The following is a 17,800-nucleotide window of genomic DNA, read 5'->3' as shown; positions in this document are numbered from 1 at the left end:
GAAGGGCTGGCTGGGGCAGATGCTCGCCCCGGTCGCCGGCTTCGGCGTCACCCTGTCGTCGATGTTCAAGCCGACGATCACCGAGCAGTACCCGTTCGAGAAGGTGCCGACCAAGCCTCGCTACCACGGGCGCCACCAGCTCAACCGGTACCCGGACGGCCTGGAGAAGTGCATCGGCTGCGAGCTGTGCGCCTGGGCCTGCCCGGCCGACGCGATCTACGTCGAGGGCGCGGACAACACGCCCGACGCGCAGTTCTCGCCCGGTGAGCGCTACGGCCGCGTCTACCAGATCAACTACCTGCGGTGCATCTTCTGCGGGCTGTGCATCGAGGCGTGCCCGACCAGGGCCCTGACGATGACGAACGACTACGAGCTGGCCGGCCCGACCCGCCGCGGCCTGATCTACGAGAAGGCCGACCTGCTGGCGCCGATGCGCGAGGGGATGCTCGCCGCGCCGCACCCGATGGCGCCCGGCACGGAGGACACCGACTACTACCGCGGGCAGGTCTCCGGGCCTGCGATCGAGCAGGTCGACTGGGTCGCCGAGTGGCGTCCCGAGGACCCGACGATCGACGCGGCGCGGCAGCAGGCGGAGGGGTCGCGATGATGCTCACCACAGTGACCACGGAGCTGGCCGGTCAGCTGGCCACCCACCTCACCGGCCCGGTCGCCGCGTCGCTCGCCGAGACCGGGCAGACCTCGACCGGCGAGGCGGTGCTGTTCTGGTTCCTCGCACCGGTGATGGTGATCTCCGCGCTCGGGCTGCTGTTCGCGAAGAAGGCCGTGCACGCCGCGATGGGCGTCGTGCTGGTGATGATCAGCCTCGCGATCCTCTACGTCGCGCAGCAGGCGCCGTTCCTCGGGGTCGTGCAGGTGATCGTCTACACCGGCGCGGTGATGATGCTCTTCCTGTTCGTGCTGATGCTGGTCGGCGTCGACGCGTCCGACTCGCTGGTCGAGACGATCACCGGGCAGCGCTGGATCGGTCTGCTGCTCGGCGTCGGGCTCGCGTTCGTGCTGGTCGGCGTCGTGCTCAGCGCCGGAGACCTGGCCCCGACCGGCCTGGACACCGCGAATGCCGACGGCAACCCGCAGGCCGTCGCGTCGGTGATCTTCTCCGACCACGTGTTCGCGGTCGAGGCGGTCGGCACGCTGCTGGTCACGGCCGCGGTCGGCGCGATCGTGCTCACCCATCGCCCGCGCCTGACCCCGCTGATCGGGCAGCGCGAGCTGGCCGACGCCCGCGTCGCGAAGATCGGCGAGGGCGGGGTGGTGACGCCGCTGCCGGCGCCCGGCGTCTACGCCCGGTCCAACTCGATGGACGTGCCGGCCCTCGGGCCGGACGGCGAGCCGCTCGAGCAGTCGGTGCCACGGGTGCTGCGCGTGCGCGGCCAGGAGCGCGGGGTCGGCGGCGTGCGCGCCGAGGTCGACGACGAGCTCCGGCACGAGATCGAGGGCCACGACACCGAGGAGACGCAGCGATGAGCCTCGTGAACTACCTGGTGCTGTCCGCGCTGCTGTTCTCACTGGGAGCGACCACGGTGCTGCTGCGCCGCAACGCGATCATCGTCTTCCTCGGCGTGGAGCTCATGCTCAACGCGTCGAACCTCGCGTTCGTCACGTTCGCGCGGATCCACGGTGACCTCACCGGCCAGGTCATGGCGTTCTTCGTCATGGTCGTGGCCGCCGCAGAGGTCGTGGTGGGGCTCGCGATCATCGTGGCGATCTTCCGCACCCGCCGGTCGGCCTCGGTCGACGACGTCAACCTCCTGAAGAGCTGAGGGGCGCCGGATGCTCACCACAGACCTGCTGACCGCCGTGCCCGCGGTCGAGCCGACCGCGGCGACCGGGGTGCTGGCCGCCGCGTGGCTGCTCATCGCGCTGCCGATGCTCGGCGCCGCGGTGCTGCTGCTCGGCGGCGCGCGCACCGACCGGTGGGGCCACTGGATCGGCGTGCTGGCGTCCGGCGCGGCGTTCGTCGTCGCGTTCGTCGCCTGGCTCGCGATGATCGGCCTGCCGGCCGACGAGCGCGTCGTCGACCTGCACCTGTTCTCCTGGATCCCGGCCGGGGCGTTCTCGGTCGACGCCGGGCTGCGGCTGGACCCGCTGTCGATGAGCTTCGTGCTGCTCGTGACGTTCGTCGGCACGCTGATCCACGTCTACTCGGTCGCGTACATGGAGCACGACACATCGCGGCGCCGGTTCTTCGCGTACCTCAACCTGTTCGTCGCGGCGATGCTCCTGCTGGTGCTCGCGGACAGCTACGTGCTGCTGTTCGTCGGCTGGGAGGGCGTGGGTCTCGCGTCGTACCTGCTGATCGGCTTCTGGAACCACGAGACGGCCAACGCGGTCGCCGCCAAGAAGGCGTTCGTGGCCAACCGGGTCGGTGACCTCGGCCTGATCGTGGCCATCGCGCTGATCTTCGCGACGTTCGGGGCCACGGACTTCACGACCGTGCTCGGGGAGGCCGGCGGGGCGAGCGAGGGCGTGCTCACCGCGATCGGGCTGCTCCTGCTGCTCGGTGCCACCGGTAAGTCCGCACAGTTCCCCCTGCAGTCCTGGCTCGGCGACGCGATGGCCGGCCCCACCCCGGTCTCCGCGCTGATCCACGCCGCGACCATGGTGACCGCGGGTGTCTACCTCGTGGTCCGCTCCGGCCCGATCTACGACGGGGCGCCCACCGCGCTGCTGGTGGTCGCGATCGTCGGCGCGATCACGCTCATGTTCGGGGCGATCGTCGGTAGCGCGAAGGACGACATCAAGAAGGCGCTGGCCGCCTCCACGATGTCCCAGATCGGCTACATGATGCTCGGCGCCGGGCTCGGCCCGATCGGCTACGCGTTCGCGATCTTCCACCTGCTCACGCACGGCTTCTTCAAGGCCGGCATGTTCCTCGGGGCCGGCTCGGTCATGCACGGCATGGACGACACCGTGGACATGCGCCGGTTCGGCGGGCTGTCGGCCTTCATGAAGGTCACCTGGGTGACCTTCGGCTTCGGCTGGCTCGCGATCCTCGGCGTGCCCCCGTTCTCCGGCTTCTTCAGCAAGGACAAGATCATCGAGTCGGCGTTCGCGATGAACGGCGGCGAGGGCTGGCAGCCGTGGGTGTTCGGGCTGACCGCGATGATCGGCGCCGGGATCACCGCGTTCTACATGTCCCGGCTGTTCTTCATGACCTTCCACGGCAAGCAGCGCTGGTCCGACGGTCACGGTGGCGGCGCGACCGACCCGGACGCACCGGTCCGCCACCCGCACGAGTCCCCGGCGCTGATGACCTGGCCGATGATCATCCTCGCGGTCGGCTCGGCCGGCCTCGGCGGGCTGCTCGCGGCCGGGAGCTCGTTCACCACCTGGCTCGAGCCGGTCACGGGTCATGTCGAGGAGCACGAGCCCGTGCTCGCCGTCCCGGTGATCACCGTGACGACGCTCGTGCTGGTCGCGGTCGGCGTCGCGCTGGCGTGGCGGCAGTACTGGGCGTCGGCCGTGGCCGTCGTCCCGCCGCACGGCTCGCTGCTCACCCGGGCCGCGCGCAAGGACCTGTACCAGGACGAGGTCAACGACGCGCTGCTCGTCCTGCCCGGTCAGGTCGCCACGAGGTCGCTGGTGTACGGCGACCGCACCGTGGTCGACGGGGCGTTCACCGGCCTGGCGCGAGGGGTGGTCGGCCTCGGCGCCGGCCTGCGCCGGCTGCAGAACGGTCTGGTCCGCTCGTACGCGGCCATCATGCTCGCGGGCGTCGTCGTGCTCGTCGCCGTCGTCCTGGCGTTCGGAATCTGAGGGAAGTGACCATGCCCGCACAGTTCCCCTGGCTCACCACGCTCATCGTGGTGCCGTTGCTGGGCGCCGCCGTCGTCTGGGCGCTGCCCGGCGCCGCGCGGCGTCACGCCCGGCCGGTCGCCATCGGCGTCGCGCTGGTCGAGCTCGTGCTCGCCGTCGTGGCCGCCCTCTCGTTCGACACCTCGCAGGCCGGCGTCCACCAGCTTGCCGAGAAGGCCGCGTGGATCCCGAGCCTCGGCGTCAGCTACGCGGTCGGGGTCGACGGCGTGGGCCTCGCGCTCGTGCTGCTCTCCGTGCTGCTCACCCCGCTGGTGCTGCTCGCTGCGTGGCGCGAGCACCCGGACGTGCACCCCGACGGCCTGCACGTCGAGGGCGGCTCGCGGATCCGGCACTACGTGGCGCTGATCCTCGTGCTCGAGGCGTTCATGGTCGCGGTGTTCGCGGCCCGCGACGTGTTCTTCTTCTACGTCCTGTTCGAGGCGATGCTCATCCCGGTCTACTTCATGATCGGGGCGTTCGGCGGGGCCGGCCGGCGGTACGCCGCGGTGAAGTTCCTGCTGTTCTCGCTCGCCGGCGGTCTGGTCATGCTGGTCGGCGTCATCACGCTCTACCTGCACGGGCCGCGTGGCGACGAGGGCTTCCTGATCGACAACCTGGTCGGGAACGTGTCGATGTCGACCACCACCCAGCGGCTGGTGTTCCTCGCGTTCTTCATCGCCTTCGCGATCAAGGCGCCGATGTGGCCCGTGCACACCTGGCTGCCGGACACCGCCGAGCAGGCCCCGGTCGGCACGTCGGTGCTGCTGGTCGGCGTGCTGGACAAGGTCGGCACGTTCGGGATGCTCACGCTGTGCCTGCCGCTGTTCCCGGAGGCGTCCCGCTGGGCCGCTCCGGTGATCATCGTGCTCGCGGTGATCTCGATCCTGTACGGCGGGCTGCTGGCGATCGGCCAGCAGGACCTGATGCGCCTGATCGCGTACACCTCGGTGAGCCACTTCGGGTTCATCGTGCTGGGGATCTTCGCGTTCACCTCGGTGAGCGTGCAGGGCTCGAGCCTGTACATGGTCAACCACGGGCTGTCGACGGGCGCGCTGTTCCTGGTCGCCGGCTTCCTGGTCGCCCGGTCCGGCAGCGCCCGGATCTCCGACCACGGCGGTCTGCAGAAGGTCGTGCCGGTGCTCGCCGGGACGTTCCTGGTCGCCGGTCTGTCGGCGCTGTCGCTGCCCGGCCTGTCGACGTTCGTCAGCGAGTTCCTCGTGCTGGTCGGCACGTTCGGCGCGTACAAGGCCGCTGCGGTGGTCGCGGCATTCGGCGTGGTGCTCGCCGCGCTGTACGTGCTGCTGACGTACCAGCGGGCCTTCACCGGCCCGGTGCGGGACGACCTGCCACCCATGAAGGACCTCACGCTGCGCGAGCGATGGGTGGTCGGCCCGCTGATCGCGGCCATGCTCGTGCTCGGCTTCTACCCGGCCCTGGCGCTCGACCTCGTGCGCGAGCCCGCGTCGGTCACCCTCGAGCAGGTCGGTGTCGACGACGTCACCCCGACTCTCGCCCTCTCCGTCGACGGGAGCGACCAGTGAGCTTCTCCCCGCCCGAGATCCAGTGGGCGTCCCTCGCGCCGGTCGCGATCGTGCTCGGCACCGGTGTGCTGGGCATCCTCGTCGAGGCGTTCGTGCCGCGTTCGGCGCGCCGGATCACGCAGCTCGTGCTCAGCCTGCTGGCGCTCGCCGGCGCGCTGATCATGCTCGCGCTCCAGTGGCGCGACCTCGACCCGGCGGGTGGCAGCGCCGGCGTGCGCGCGCTCGGTGGCTCGCTGATCATGGACGGCCCGGCGGTGCTGCTCCAGTCGATCCTCGTGGTCCTCGGCGCGCTGAGCATGCTCGTCGTGGCGGACCGCACCGACCTCGGCGAGGACGCGTTCGCGCCCAGTGGCGCGGCGGTGCCGAACTCCGACTACGAGCGGCTGGCGACGTCGCGCGGCCTCGTGCAGACCGAGGTCTTCCCGCTGATGATGCTCGCGCTCGGCGGCATGATGATCTTCCCGGCGGCAGGCGACCTGCTGACCCTGTTCGTCGCGCTCGAGGTCTTCTCGCTGCCGCTCTACCTGCTGACCGGCCTCGCCCGGCGCCGTCGCCTGCTCAGCCAGGAGGCGTCGATCAAGTACTTCCTGCTCGGTGCGTTCGCGTCGGCGTTCCTGCTGTTCGGCATCGCGCTGCTGTACGGGTTCGCCGGTTCGGTCGAGCTCGCCGGCATCGGCGACGCCGTCGCGTCGAGCGCCTCGCTCTCGCCGCTGCTGGTGGGCGGTCTCGTGCTCGTCCTGGTCGGCCTGCTGTTCAAGGTCGGCGCCGTGCCGTTCCACTCCTGGACCCCGGACGTCTACCAGGGCGCCCCGACCCCGGTCACCGGCTTCATGGCGGCCTGCACGAAGGTCGCCGCCTTCGGTGCGCTGCTGCGCCTGGTGTACGTGATCATCGCGCCGCTGCAGTGGGACGTCATGCCGCTGCTCTACGCGGTCGCCGCGCTCACCATGGTGGTCGGGACCGTGATCGCGCTGGTGCAGACCGACATCAAGCGGATGCTCGCGTACTCGTCGATCGCGCACGCCGGGTTCGTGCTGGTCGGCGTCGTCGCGCTGCAGCAGTCCGGGATCACCGGCGTGCTGTTCTACCTGCTGGCCTACGGCCTGGCGACGATCGGCGCATTCGGCCTGGTGACCCTGGTCCGCGAGGTCAACGAGAGCGCCGGTGGCACGGTGACCGCCGAGGCGACGTCGCTCGCGCAGTGGGCCGGGCTCGGCCGGCGCCACCCGGTGCTCGCCGTGACGTTCACGCTGTTCCTGCTGTCCTTCGCGGGCATCCCGCTCACCGCGGGCTTCGTCGGGAAGTTCGCCGTCTTCACCGCGGTGATCGCCGGGGGCCAGGCCTGGCTCGCCGTGCTCGGTGTGGTCGCGTCGGCCGCCGCGGTGTTCTTCTACGTGTGGGTCGTCGTGCTGATGTTCTTCAAGGAGCCCGACGAGGAGCGTGCCGGCACGACCGTCGTGACCTCCGAGGGTCCGACGGCGGTCGCGGTCGCGATCGCGGCGGTCGGCACGGTGTTCCTCGGCGTGCTGCCGTCGGGCGTGCTGTCCGCACTGGGCGACCTGGCGGTCTTCGTCCGGTGACCGTCACCTTCCCGCTCACCGACGACCTCTCCGCCCGGCTCACCGGGCGGCTGGAGGCCGTCGAGGCGCGCCTCGTCGCGGCCGCCTCGCACGCCGACCACCTGGCCGACGCCACGTCGCGCCACCTGGTCAACGCGGGCGGCAAGCGGCTGCGCCCGTTGCTCACGCTGCTCGCGGCCGAGCTCGGCGACGGAGCCGACCCGCGGGTCCTCGACGCCGCCGTGGTGGTCGAGCTGACCCACCTCGCGACGCTCTACCACGACGACGTGATGGACTCGGCACCGGTCCGTCGGGGTGCCCCCGCCGCGCACGAGGTGTGGGGCAACCAGGTCGCGATCCTGACCGGCGACCTGCTGCTGGCCAAGGCCTCGGCGCTGACCGCCGGGCTCGGCCCGGAGGCGGTGCTCATCCAGGCCCGGACGTTCGAGCGGCTCTGCCTGGGACAGCTGCACGAGACGGTCGGCCCGGTCGAGGGCGCCGACCCCGTGGAGCACTACCTCCAGGTGCTCGCCGACAAGACCGGGTCGCTCATCGCGACGTCCGCGCGGTACGGCTCGATGTTCGCCGGGTGCGACCCCGAGGTGGTCGAGACGCTCGCGACGTACGGCGAGAAGATCGGCCTCGCGTTCCAGCTCGCGGACGACGTCATCGACCTGACCGACGACGGCAGCCTGACCGGCAAGCGTCCGGGGACCGACCTGCGCGAGCACGTGCCGACCATGCCCGTGCTGCTGCTGCGACGCCTGGCCGCCTCGGACTCGGCGTCCGCCGCCGACCGTCAGGTGCTGGCCATGCTCGACGGGGACCTCTCGGACGACGAGAGTCTCGCGGACGCCGTGCGCGCGCTGCGCGAGCACCCGGTCACCGACCGCACGCGGGCCGCCGCGTCGGCCCGTGCGGCCGAGGCTGTGGCGGCGCTCGACACCCTGCCCGAGGGCTCGGTGCGGGACTCGCTGGTGCAGTTCGCGCACGCCTTGGTCGAGCGCTCCGCCTGACGGGCGAATCGGCAGAAACTTCTCACCCCGCCGGACTCATGCCGGGGGACGAACGCGCCGATGAGCAGGCGGGGACGTTCACCCGTTCGGGCCATCATGCCCGGACGGCGATCGGGAGAGGAGGGGTGAGCGTGCACGCGGCATGGGGCTCGGCGACGGACTGCGGTCCGTACCGGCGGCTGAACGAGGACGCGCTGCTCGCCTACCCACCGCTCTTCGTGGTCGCCGACGGGATGGGCGGCCACGACGCGGGCGAGGTCGCCTCGCGGATCGCGATCGAGGAGGCCAGCTCGCTCGCGGGCCGGCCGGTGGTCACCGCGGACGACGTGCACGTCGTGGTCCGGGCGATCTCCGCTCGGGTGCGGGAGGCCGTCCCGGCCGGGCGCACCGTCGGGACCACGTTCGCCGGGGTCGGGCTCGCCACCCACGACGGCGGCTCGTACTGGCTCGTGTTCAACATCGGGGACTCGCGGGTGTACCGGTTCGCCGACGGCGCGCTGAGCCAGATCAGCGTGGACCACTCGGTCGTGCAGGAGCTGGTCGACCGCGGCGTGATCGCACCCCAGGAGGCGCACCGGCACCCCGACCGCCACGTCATCACGCGCGCGATCGGCACCGGTCCCGATCCGGACCCCGACTACTGGCTGCTGCCGGTCGGGTCCGACGACCGCATGCTCGTGTGCAGCGACGGCCTCACCGACGAGCTCGCCGACGACGAGCTCGCCGCGGTGCTCGCCGACGTGGCCGACCCGCAGGTGGCCGCCGAGGCGCTGGTCGACGCCGCGGTGCGGCGCGGCGGCCGGGACAACGTCACCGCGATCGTGGTCGACGTCGCGACGGCCAGGTCCGTCGACGCCGACAGCACGGCCCAGGGCGCGGAGCGCCGGGCCGCCGCCAAGCCATGGGACGAGCTGAGTGACGGCTCGACCAACCCACGCGCCTCGCGCGCCCGTGTCCCGGAGGTGGACCGATGAGGATCGACTACGTGCCGGGCGACGGCCTCGCCGTCGTCGCAGGCCGAACGGCCGTGCTGCTGCCGGACGGCTGCGCGTCGGAGCTGCTCGAGCAGCTCTGGGCCTCCGTGCAGGGCGGCGCGACGCTCACCGACCACCTTCAGGTGCTGCTCGGTCCGGGCCTTGCCGCCGCGCCGGCGTTCGCCCTCGTCCAGCTCACCGACGACGGTGCGCACGTGGTGGTGCGCGGCGCCACCCAGGCGGAGGTCGTCACGGCGGACGCGTCGCGGGTCGTGACCGCGGCGAACGTCGCGACCTGGTCCGAGCAGACCGTGCCCGGGGCCACGGCCGCACGGCTCAGCGGCCCGCGTGCCGCGCAGAGCGGGCCGCTGCCGGTCGTCGCCGGGGTGCTGCTCGCCGACACGGTGCTGCTGCGCCCGCTGCCCGCCGCCGGCGGTCTCCGGGCGCCGATCTCCGAGCCCGCCGCGACGCGCCCCGCCACCGGCGAGGGCCCCGCGGTGAGCGGGCCGGTGCCCGTGGCGACCATCGAGGTGTCCGAGCCGGTCCTGCGTGCCCCCGCGCCCGTCGCGGCGCCCACCCCCGCGCCCGGCCCCGCGCCGTCCGACGAGCTCGTCCCGGCCGACGACCGCGAGTCTGCCGAGCACGACGGCGCGGCCGACGACGAGCCCGACGTCGTGGCCATGCTGCCGGCCTGGGAGCCGGTGCGGGTCGGCCCCGCCGAGACCGGCTCCTCGCCGCTCACCGGGTCCTTCGGCGCGGTGTCGGCCGACCCCGAGCAGGTCCGTCGCGAGCGGAGGGACACCGAGGAGGAGCAGCCCGCGACGAGCGGCTCGTCGTCGACCACGGCGAACCCGTTGAGCGCCGTGCCGCCGCTCCCGCCCGCGCCCTCGCTCACCGCGGTCCCGTCGCTCAACGCCGGACGCCCGCTCACCGCGGTGCCGCCGCTGCCGAACGACCAGGACGACGACGAGCCCGAGGAGTCGACGGCGCCGCCTGTGCGTCGCGGCCTGCCCGAGGACCACGACGGTCTCACCGTGCTCAGCTCGGACATGGTGGCGCTGCGGCGCCAGCTGCCCGAGTGGGCGGGTGACGCGGTGCCCCAGCTCGCCGTCCCCACCCCGCACAACCCCGCGCCGGCGAAGCTGCTGATGTCCACCGGCCTCGTGGTGTCGCTCAACCGGCCGGTGCTGATCGGCCGGGCGCCGCAGGTCACCCGGGTCGCGAACAACGAGATCCCGCGGCTGATCACGGTCGCGAGCCCGAACCAGGACATCTCGCGCACGCACGCCGAGGTCCGGATGGACGGTGAGGACGTCGTGGTGACCGACCTGCGATCCACCAACGGCGTCCTCCTGCTGCGCCAGGGGCAGGGCGCGCAGCGGCTGCACCCCGGCGAGCCGACCGTGGTCGAGCAAGGGGTCGTCGTCGACCTGGGTGAGGGCGTCACGTTCCTCGTGGAGGCCGGTGGGTGAGCTCTCGTCGCGAGGCCTCGCAGCCGCCCGTCATCCCGGGGTTCGAGTACGTCCGACTCCTGGGGATGGGCGGCTTCGCCGACGTCTTCCTGTACCGCCAGCAGATGCCGCGCCGTCCGGTGGCGGTCAAGGTGCTGCTCGCGGCCTCCCTGGACGACGCCGCCCGCGCCCGCTTCCGGGCGGAGGCGGACATCATGGCCTCGCTGTCGCACCACCCGTCGATCGTCACCGTCTACCAGGCGGACGTCGCCCCGGACGGGCGCCCCTACCTGGTCATGGAGTACTGCTCCCGGCCCGGCCTCGCCCAGCGGTACCGGGCGGAGCGGATGGGTGTGGCCGAGGTGCTGCGGATCGGCATCCGGCTGGCGTCGGCGGTCGAGACCGCCCACCGGGCCGGCGTGCTGCACCGCGACATCAAGCCGGCCAACGTGCTGGTCACCGACTTCGGCTGGCCGGCGCTGACGGACTTCGGCATCGCAGCCACCGCGGGGCTCGCGGCAGGCGCGATGGTCGGCATGTCGATCCCGTGGTCGCCGCCGGAGATGCTCACCGACGAGCCGGGCGGCGACGTGCGGTCCGACGTGTACTCGCTCGCCGCGACGATCTACTCGCTCCTGGCGCGCCGCTCGCCGTTCGAGGTCTCGGACGCCTCGAACAGCGCGGCCGACCTGATCGCCCGGATCGAACGGGCGCCGCTGGCCAGGACCGGCCGCGGCGACGTGCCGGACTCGCTGCACGGCGTGCTCGAGCGGGCGATGTCGAAGGACCCGGACCGCCGGCACCACTCGGCGCTGGCGCTGGCCCGCGCCCTGCAGCAGGTCGAGGCCGAGCTCATGCTGCCGCTCACGCCGCTCGACCTGCCCGAGGACCTGCCGGTCGCGCCGGCCGCCCCGGGCGGCGGTGACGGCACGGCCGAGGCGGACCAGCAGACCCGGCTGCGTCCGGTCCGGACCGTCTCGCCGGAGGCCGAGGAGCAGCTCGCGACGGCTGGCGGGCCCGCCGCGAGCGCCCAGGGCGCGAGCACCGCGACGGCCGACGCGCAGGGGGCCCCGGATGCGGCCGTCCGGCCGGCCGTCCGCCCGAGCGACCCGGTGCACACCGAGGAGATCGTCGACGTCCCGGAGAGCTGGCGGCGGCACGTCGCCGAGCTCGAGGCCGCGCGGGTCCCGACCCAGCGACGCCCGCGCCGCACGGGGCGCGTCGTGGCGGCCGGGCTCGCCGGCGGCCTGCTCGTCACGGCTGCCGTGCTGGCGGCGGCCGCCGCGCTGGACCCCAAGGCACCGGGTGCCGCGCCGACCGTGACGACCTCGCAGACCGCGGCCGTGCCGGACTCGACCGTCGCAGCGCCGACGGACATCGTCGGCACGGTGGGTGACGGCAAGGTCACCTTCACCTGGACCGACCCCGAGCCGGCCGCCGGCCACGCTTTCCTGTGGGCCGAGCGCCGGATCGACGCCGACCCCGTGTTCGAGCGCATCGAGACCGCGAGCGCCGCCGTCGACTACGACGGCTCGGGGCTCGTGTGCATCGAGGTGGCGGTCGTGGCCGCGGACGGACGTGCCTCCGAGCTGGTCACCGGGTGCGCGCCGTGAGCCGATCCGCTCCACGAGGCCGGAGGTGGCCGAGCACCGTCGGCGCCGTCGTCGCGCCCGCGGTGCTGGTCGGCCTCGCCCTGGTGTACCCGGGGGCGTCCGTCTCGCAGGTCGACCTGGACGACGGTGCGGTCTGGGTGACCAACGCCGCCGAGCTCAAGCTCGGCCGGTGGAACCCGGCGGTGTCCGAGCTCAACGCCGGCCTGCTGGCCACCAGCACGGCGCTGGACGTGTGGCAGGACGGCGACGCGGTCCTCCTGGTCGAGCCCGGTCGGATCGCCGCCGTGGACACCGCGAGCGTGTCCGCGCCGCAGAGCGTCACGGTGACCGGTGAGGTCGACGTGACGATGGCGCGCGGTGTGGTCTCCGAGATGGCCGACGACGGCAGGCTCTGGGTCCGGACCCTCGACGACCTCGCCGAGGTCGCGACCGACGTGCCGGGAGACGTCGACCTCGGCCCCGGTGCGAGCGCCGTGGTGTCGGCCGACTCGGGTGCCGTCCTGGCGACCACCTCGGCCGGTGAGCTGCACCGCATCGAGCTCGCCGGCGGGCAGGTGCAGGACCGCACGATCGGTGCGCTCGCGGGCGAGATGCGCACCGCGGACCAGGTCACCGCGGTCGGCGACAGCCTCGTCGCCCTGACCGGCACCACGCTGCACACGTCGCAGGCCACGGTCGACCTCGCGAGCTACGGCACCGACCTCGTGCTCCAGCAGCCGGGACCGATCGCGGATGACGTCCTGGTCGCGACCGCGAACGGGGATCTCCTCGAGGTGCCGCTGGCCGGCGGCAACGTCGTCGAGCACGCCACGCCGTACGCGGGTGAGCCGGCGGCGCCCGTGCTCGTGGCGGGCTGCGCGAACTCCGCGTGGGCCGGTGGGCAGGGTGGCTACCTGCAGGTCTGCGGTTCGCGGACCGTCGAGCGGGACCTGGAGCGGATCTCGGCGACCCAGCGCGTCGTGTTCCGGGTGAACCGGGACGTCGTCGTGCTCAACTCGGTCGCCGACGGCCTGGTCTGGGTGCCCACCGAGGACGACATGGTGCGTGAGCCCAACTGGCCGGACATCGCCGAGCAGAGCGACCCGGGCGACGGGCAGGAGAGCAACGAGCAACCGAGCACCCAGGTGCTGCAGGCCGAGTGCACCGACCAGACCCGCGAGGCGCGGGCCGTGCCGGACAGCTACGGCGTGCGTCCCGGGCGGACGACGATCCTCTCGGTGATCGACAACGACGCTGCCAGCGACTGCGGGATCCTCGTGATCCGCGAGTTCGACGAGCTGCCGGCCTCGTTCGGGACGGTCGTGCCGATCTACGGCGGACGCGCGCTGCAGCTCGTCACCACGGCCGACGCGACCGGGACGGCCACGTTCACGTACACGGTGAGCGACGGACGCAACGAGGGCGCCCCGTCCACCGCGACGGTGACCTTGACGATCCGGTCGGACGGCGAGAACGAGGCACCGGTGCAGGTGCACCCGGGCTCGGTCCAGGCCGAGCTCGGCGCGAGCGTCACCTACGACGTGCTCCCGGACTTCATGGACCCCGAGGGCGACCAGCTGGTGCTGCTCAGCGCGACGGTCGACGGCGGCGGCACGGTGAGCTCACGCCAGGACGGCGACCTCACGTTCTTCTCCGACGGCACGACCCTCGGGACGCGGACCGTCGAGCTGGTGGTCTCGGACGGTGAGCTGGTCGCCGGCGGGACCCTGAGCATCGACGTGCGGCCGGCCGGGACCCTGGTGCCGTTGATCGACCCCGTCCACGCGGTCACCTACGTCGGCCAGCCGGTCACCGTGAGCCCGCTGGACTTCGTGCGGTCGTCCTCGCGTGAGCCGGTCCGGCTGGCCGGCGTGGACGACGTGCCGAGCGCGACGATCAGCACCGACCTCGAGGCCGGGACGTTCACGTTCCAGGCGGTCAACGCGGGCACGTACTACGTGTCGTTCGTGATCACCGCAGCGCCGCAGCAGGCCACCGGCATCGCGCGGATCGACGTCAAGGAGCTGCCGGAGACCCGACCGAAGCCGATCGCGGTGCTGGACGTCGCGCTGCTGCCACCGGACGGCGAGGTCGTGCTGGACCCGTTGGCCAACGACGTGGACCCGGGCGGCAACGTGCTCGTCCTGCAGTCCGTCCAGGTGCCGGAGGACTCGGGCCTGGAGGTCGCGATCCTCGGTCACCAGCTCGTGCGGATCTCCGCCGTCCGGGTGCTCGAGCATGCCGTGACGGTGCCGTACACGATCTCGAACGGCTACGAGTCGACCACGGGTGAGCTGCGCGTCAAGCCGATCGACGCGGCCACCGGTCAGCAGCCGCCGGTGGTCCCGCCGGTGAGCGTCACGGTGCGGACCGGTGGCGTGGTGACGATCCCGGTGCTCGACGACGCGTACGACCCGGACGGCGACAGCATCACGCTCAACCCGGTGCTGCCGGCCACGCTGCCGGCCGACCAGGGCCTGCTGTTCGTCTCCGGCGACGTGCTGCGGTACCAGGCGCCGAGCACACCGATGACCGTCCAGGCGACGTTCGAGGTGGTGGACCAGTACCGCAACGCGTCGGCCGGCACGGTCACGGTCACGGTGCACGCCTCGGACGCGACCTCGAAGTCGCTGCCGCGCCCCAAGGACCTGACCGCGCGGATGTTCGAGGAAGAGACCATCCGGATCCCGATCCCGCTCACCGGCATCGACGCCGACGGTGACGGCGTGACGCTGCTCGGCATCGACACCGCGCCGTCCAAGGGCATCGTGCAGAACCAGGGCGCGGACTGGATCGAGTACACCGCGCTGCCCGGGGAGAGCGGGACCGACGAGTTCACCTATGCGGTGGAGGACTGGGTCGGTCAGCGCGCGGTCGCGACGATCCGGGTGGGCATCGCCGCGCGGCCCAGCACGTCGGCCGAGGTCGTGGCCCGCAACGACGAGGTGACGGTGCGCCCGGGCCGCTCGGTCGAGGTGCGCGTGCTCGCCAACGACGTCGACATGTCCGGCGGCGACCTGCACCTGGCGGACCAGCTCGACGTGCCCGAGGGCGTGGACGCCCGGATCGAGGGCCGCCGGATCGTGGTCCAGACGCCGCAGGACGAGGGCACCCTGCAGATCGCCTACACCGCGCTCAACGACCGCGGCGGCCAGGACTCCGCGGTGCTCACGGTCACCGTCAGTGCCGACGCGACCATCAGCCCGCCGGTCGCCCGCGACGTGGTGGTCCCGGCCTCGGAGACGCTCAACGCGACGTCGGTCGAGGTGAACGTGCTCGAGGTCGCCGAGAACCCGAGCGGCCCGCTGACCGACCTGCAGGTCTCGGTGCACCCGTCGGTCGCGGACATCGCGCAGGTGACACCGACCGGCACCGTGGTGGTCACGCTCGGCCCGAACCCTCGGACGTTGCCGTACCTGCTCACCAACACCGCGCCGGACGCGAACGGCGTCTCGGCGTACGCGTTCATCACGGTGCCCGCGCTCGGCGACTTCCCGCCGGTCCGCCGCCCCAACGTGGCCGACCTGCAGGTGCTCGCCGGGTCGTCGCTGACGATCAAGCTCGGTGAGCAGATCCAGGTCGCCCCGGGCCGCAGCCCGCGGATCGCCGACGTCACCGCGGTCTCGGCGACCAAGTCCGACGGTCCGGTCGTGGTGGTGGACCGCGAGACCCTCGTCTACACGCCGCTGAAGTCCTACGCCGGGCCGGCCTCGGTCACCGTCGAGGTCGCCGACGGCGTGCCGGGCTCGGCCGGTGTGCGCACCGCGGTCATCACGCTGCCGATCACGGTGCTCGCGTTCGAGGACCACCCGCCGCGGTTCGTGCCGTCGGTGCTGGACGTGGGTCCCGGCGACACGGTGAACGTCGACCTGTCTGCGTTCGTCGTCGCCCCGGTCGGGATCGGTGGCTCCGACGTCTCCGCCTACACGTACGCCCTGACCACCGCGGTCCCGGCGGGGTTCGGTGTGGTGCTCAACGGGTCCCAGCTGACCCTCACCGCGGACGCGACCACACCTCGCGGCTCGGTCGGCAGCATCGGCCTGGCGATCGACTACGGCGGGCTCGCGCCGCTGCCGGCCGAGGTCGACTTCCGGGTGGTGGCGTCCCAACGGCCGCTCGCCCGGGTCAACGACGTGTTCCGGTCCGACGGCGTCGCCGGCCGGTCGACCACGGTCCAGCTGCTGACCGGCGCGTTCAACCCGTTCCCGGGCTCCAGGCTGTCCGTGGTGGACGCCACCGTGGAGTCCGGTGACGGCCAGGTGGACGCGTTCGACAGCTCGAGCGTCACGATCCGCCCGGACCCCGGCTTCGTCGGTCCGCTCGTGGTGCGGTTCCGGGTCGCCGACGTGACCGGTGACCTCGACCGGCAGGTCGAGGGCCGGGTCACCCTGGTGGTGCGGGACCGGCCCGCGGCACCCGCCGCACCGCGGATCGTCCAGGTGGGTGACACCACCGTCCAGCTCGCCTGGGACGCCCCGACCTCGAACGGCGAGCCGATCACCGGCTACCGGGTGACCGCCTCGCCGGGTGGCACCGTCACCGACTGCCCCACGACCACCTGCACGATCACCGGGCTGACGAACGACACCGAGTACACGTTCACCGTGATCGCCCGCAACGTGGTCGGGGACTCCGACCCGAGCCCCGCGTCCGGACCCGCCCGACCCGACGTGCGGCCCGCGGCCCCGGCGGCCGCGAGCCTCGCCTGGGGCGACGCCCGCGTCACCGCGACGTGGACCGCGCCCACGAACACCGGGTCGCCGATCCGCGAGTACCAGGTCGAGATCAGCCCGGCCCCGCCGACCGGACCGGCGGTGGTGAGCACGGCGTCCACGTCGTACACCTTCACCGGGCTGGCCAACGGCACCGCGTACATCGTGCGGGTCCGCGCGCTGAACGACGCGCCCGACCCGGGTGACTGGAGCGCATGGTCGGCGTCCCAGGTCCCGGCAGGTGTGCCGGGCGCACCGGACCCGGTCACGGCGACGACGTCGTCGGTGGGCTCGGGCGCGCGCCAGATCACCGTGCAGTGGGCCGCGGCGGCGCCGAACGGCGACCCGGTGTCGCGGTACGACGTGCGGATCGACGGCACGGTGGTCGAGGTGCCGGGCACCTCGCTGAGCTACACGTTCGACGCGGACCGCGGCCGGACCTACACGATCGAGGTGCGTGGCGCGAACAAGGCCGGGGTCTCGGCCTGGGTCTCGACCACGGGCGAGATCTGGAGCTCGCCGGCCGCGGTGACCGGCCTCACCGTCACGGACGCGGCGGCGAACCCGACGCCGTTCGGCCAGGGCGCGGTGCGGGCCACCTGGACCGCGCCCACGGACACCGGCGGCGTGGCCCTGAGCGGCTACCGGGTGTCGATCGACGGACGCGACCCGGTGGTCACCACCCAGACGACGTACCTGTTCACCGGCCTGCAGGGGGGCTCGCACTCGGTGTCCGTGGTCGCCGTGAACGTCAAGGACGCGACCAGCGCCGCGGTCACCGTCGAGGGCACGACCGTGACGGTGCCGCAGGCACCCACGGTCACCGATCCCGCAGACGTCTCGGTGCCGCTCGAGGTGACGTTCCGGTGGACGGCGGGTGGCACCGGCGGATCGCCGATCACCTCCTACCGTTACGTCGTGACCGACGAGACCGACGCGATCGTCGACACCCGGACCGTGTCGGCGTCCAGGCTCTCGGTGACGGTCTCGGCCGACGCCGGTGCGGTGCTGACGATCGAGGTGCACGCGATCAACGCCGAGGGCGAGTCGCTGGCGTCGAACCTCGTCCAGGCCGAGGTGCCCGACGGGCCCGCTCCGCCGCCAGGTGGCGGCGCTGGAGGCGGCGGTGGCTGACCTCT

The 17,800-nt window shown here is 72.8% G+C and carries 11 protein-coding genes; all 11 read left to right on the top strand.

Going from position 1 to position 17,800, the window contains the following annotated elements; translation table 11 throughout:
- Nucleotides 1-19 precede the first annotated feature (19 nt).
- The 11 genes from nuoI (at nt 20) to OEB99_RS14975 (ending at nt 17,795) form a co-directional block, all read left to right on the top strand.
- Nucleotides 20-607, top strand: coding sequence for an NADH-quinone oxidoreductase subunit NuoI (nuoI, locus tag OEB99_RS15025; protein WP_263578110.1), 588 nt, complete (start codon nt 20-22; stop codon nt 605-607).
- Complete coding sequence (locus OEB99_RS15020; protein WP_263578087.1) at nt 604-1,485, top strand: NADH-quinone oxidoreductase subunit J; 882 nt, start codon at nt 604-606, stop codon at nt 1,483-1,485. Before nuoI ends, OEB99_RS15020 begins: the two co-directional genes overlap by 4 nt.
- On the top strand, nt 1,482-1,781 hold the full coding sequence (gene nuoK / locus OEB99_RS15015) for an NADH-quinone oxidoreductase subunit NuoK (RefSeq protein ID WP_263578086.1): 300 nt from the start codon (nt 1,482-1,484) through the stop codon (nt 1,779-1,781). Before OEB99_RS15020 ends, nuoK begins: the two co-directional genes overlap by 4 nt.
- Before the next feature lie 10 nt (nt 1,782-1,791).
- Nucleotides 1,792-3,777, top strand: coding sequence for an NADH-quinone oxidoreductase subunit L (nuoL, locus tag OEB99_RS15010; RefSeq protein WP_263578085.1), 1,986 nt, complete (start codon nt 1,792-1,794; stop codon nt 3,775-3,777).
- Between the two features lie 11 nt (nt 3,778-3,788).
- Nucleotides 3,789-5,357 carry an NADH-quinone oxidoreductase subunit M gene (locus tag OEB99_RS15005; protein WP_263578084.1) on the top strand — a complete coding sequence of 523 codons (1,569 nt, stop codon included), beginning with the start codon at nt 3,789-3,791 and terminating at the stop codon, nt 5,355-5,357.
- The gene (nuoN, locus tag OEB99_RS15000) at nt 5,354-6,937 is read left to right on the top strand and encodes an NADH-quinone oxidoreductase subunit NuoN (protein WP_263578083.1); all 1,584 of its coding nucleotides are present in this window, start codon (nt 5,354-5,356) and stop codon (nt 6,935-6,937) included. Before OEB99_RS15005 ends, nuoN begins: the two co-directional genes overlap by 4 nt.
- Entirely contained in the window at nt 6,934-7,932 is a 999-nt protein-coding gene (locus OEB99_RS14995) for a polyprenyl synthetase family protein (RefSeq protein WP_263578082.1), read from the top strand. The genes nuoN and OEB99_RS14995 overlap by 4 nt, the downstream gene beginning before the upstream one ends.
- A 125-nt stretch (nt 7,933-8,057) precedes the next feature.
- Complete coding sequence (locus tag OEB99_RS14990; RefSeq protein ID WP_263578081.1) at nt 8,058-8,906, top strand: PP2C family protein-serine/threonine phosphatase; 849 nt, start codon at nt 8,058-8,060, stop codon at nt 8,904-8,906.
- Nucleotides 8,903-10,378, top strand: a complete 1,476-nt coding sequence (locus tag OEB99_RS14985) for an FHA domain-containing protein (RefSeq protein ID WP_263578080.1) — start codon at nt 8,903-8,905, stop codon at nt 10,376-10,378. The genes OEB99_RS14990 and OEB99_RS14985 overlap by 4 nt, the downstream gene beginning before the upstream one ends.
- Nucleotides 10,375-11,970 (top strand): serine/threonine-protein kinase, encoded by a 1,596-nt coding sequence (locus OEB99_RS14980; protein ID WP_263578079.1) that lies wholly within the window; start codon nt 10,375-10,377, stop codon nt 11,968-11,970. The genes OEB99_RS14985 and OEB99_RS14980 overlap by 4 nt, the downstream gene beginning before the upstream one ends.
- Entirely contained in the window at nt 11,967-17,795 is a 5,829-nt protein-coding gene (locus tag OEB99_RS14975) for an Ig-like domain-containing protein (RefSeq protein WP_263578078.1), read from the top strand. Before OEB99_RS14980 ends, OEB99_RS14975 begins: the two co-directional genes overlap by 4 nt.
- Nucleotides 17,796-17,800 lie beyond the last annotated feature (5 nt).

This window comes from Actinotalea endophytica, assembly GCF_025717005.1.
In the GTDB taxonomy this organism is placed as follows: Bacteria; Actinomycetota; Actinomycetes; order Actinomycetales; family Cellulomonadaceae; genus Actinotalea.
The sequence above is the reverse complement of the archived record's forward strand: the minus strand, read 5'-3'. Positions and strand labels throughout refer to the sequence as shown.

Excerpts from the sequence above, each read along its gene's own strand:
- OEB99_RS15005 (WP_263578084.1), top strand. The coding sequence starts at position 3,789 with ATGCCCGCACAGTTCCCCTGGCTCACCACGCTCATCGTGGTGCCGTTG.
- nuoI (WP_263578110.1), top strand. The coding sequence starts at position 20 with ATGCTCGCCCCGGTCGCCGGCTTCGGCGTCACCCTGTCGTCGATGTTC.
- nuoL (WP_263578085.1), top strand. The coding sequence starts at position 1,792 with ATGCTCACCACAGACCTGCTGACCGCCGTGCCCGCGGTCGAGCCGACC.
- nuoK (WP_263578086.1), top strand. The coding sequence starts at position 1,482 with ATGAGCCTCGTGAACTACCTGGTGCTGTCCGCGCTGCTGTTCTCACTG.
- OEB99_RS15020 (WP_263578087.1), top strand. The coding sequence starts at position 604 with ATGATGCTCACCACAGTGACCACGGAGCTGGCCGGTCAGCTGGCCACC.
- OEB99_RS14985 (WP_263578080.1), top strand. The coding sequence starts at position 8,903 with ATGAGGATCGACTACGTGCCGGGCGACGGCCTCGCCGTCGTCGCAGGC.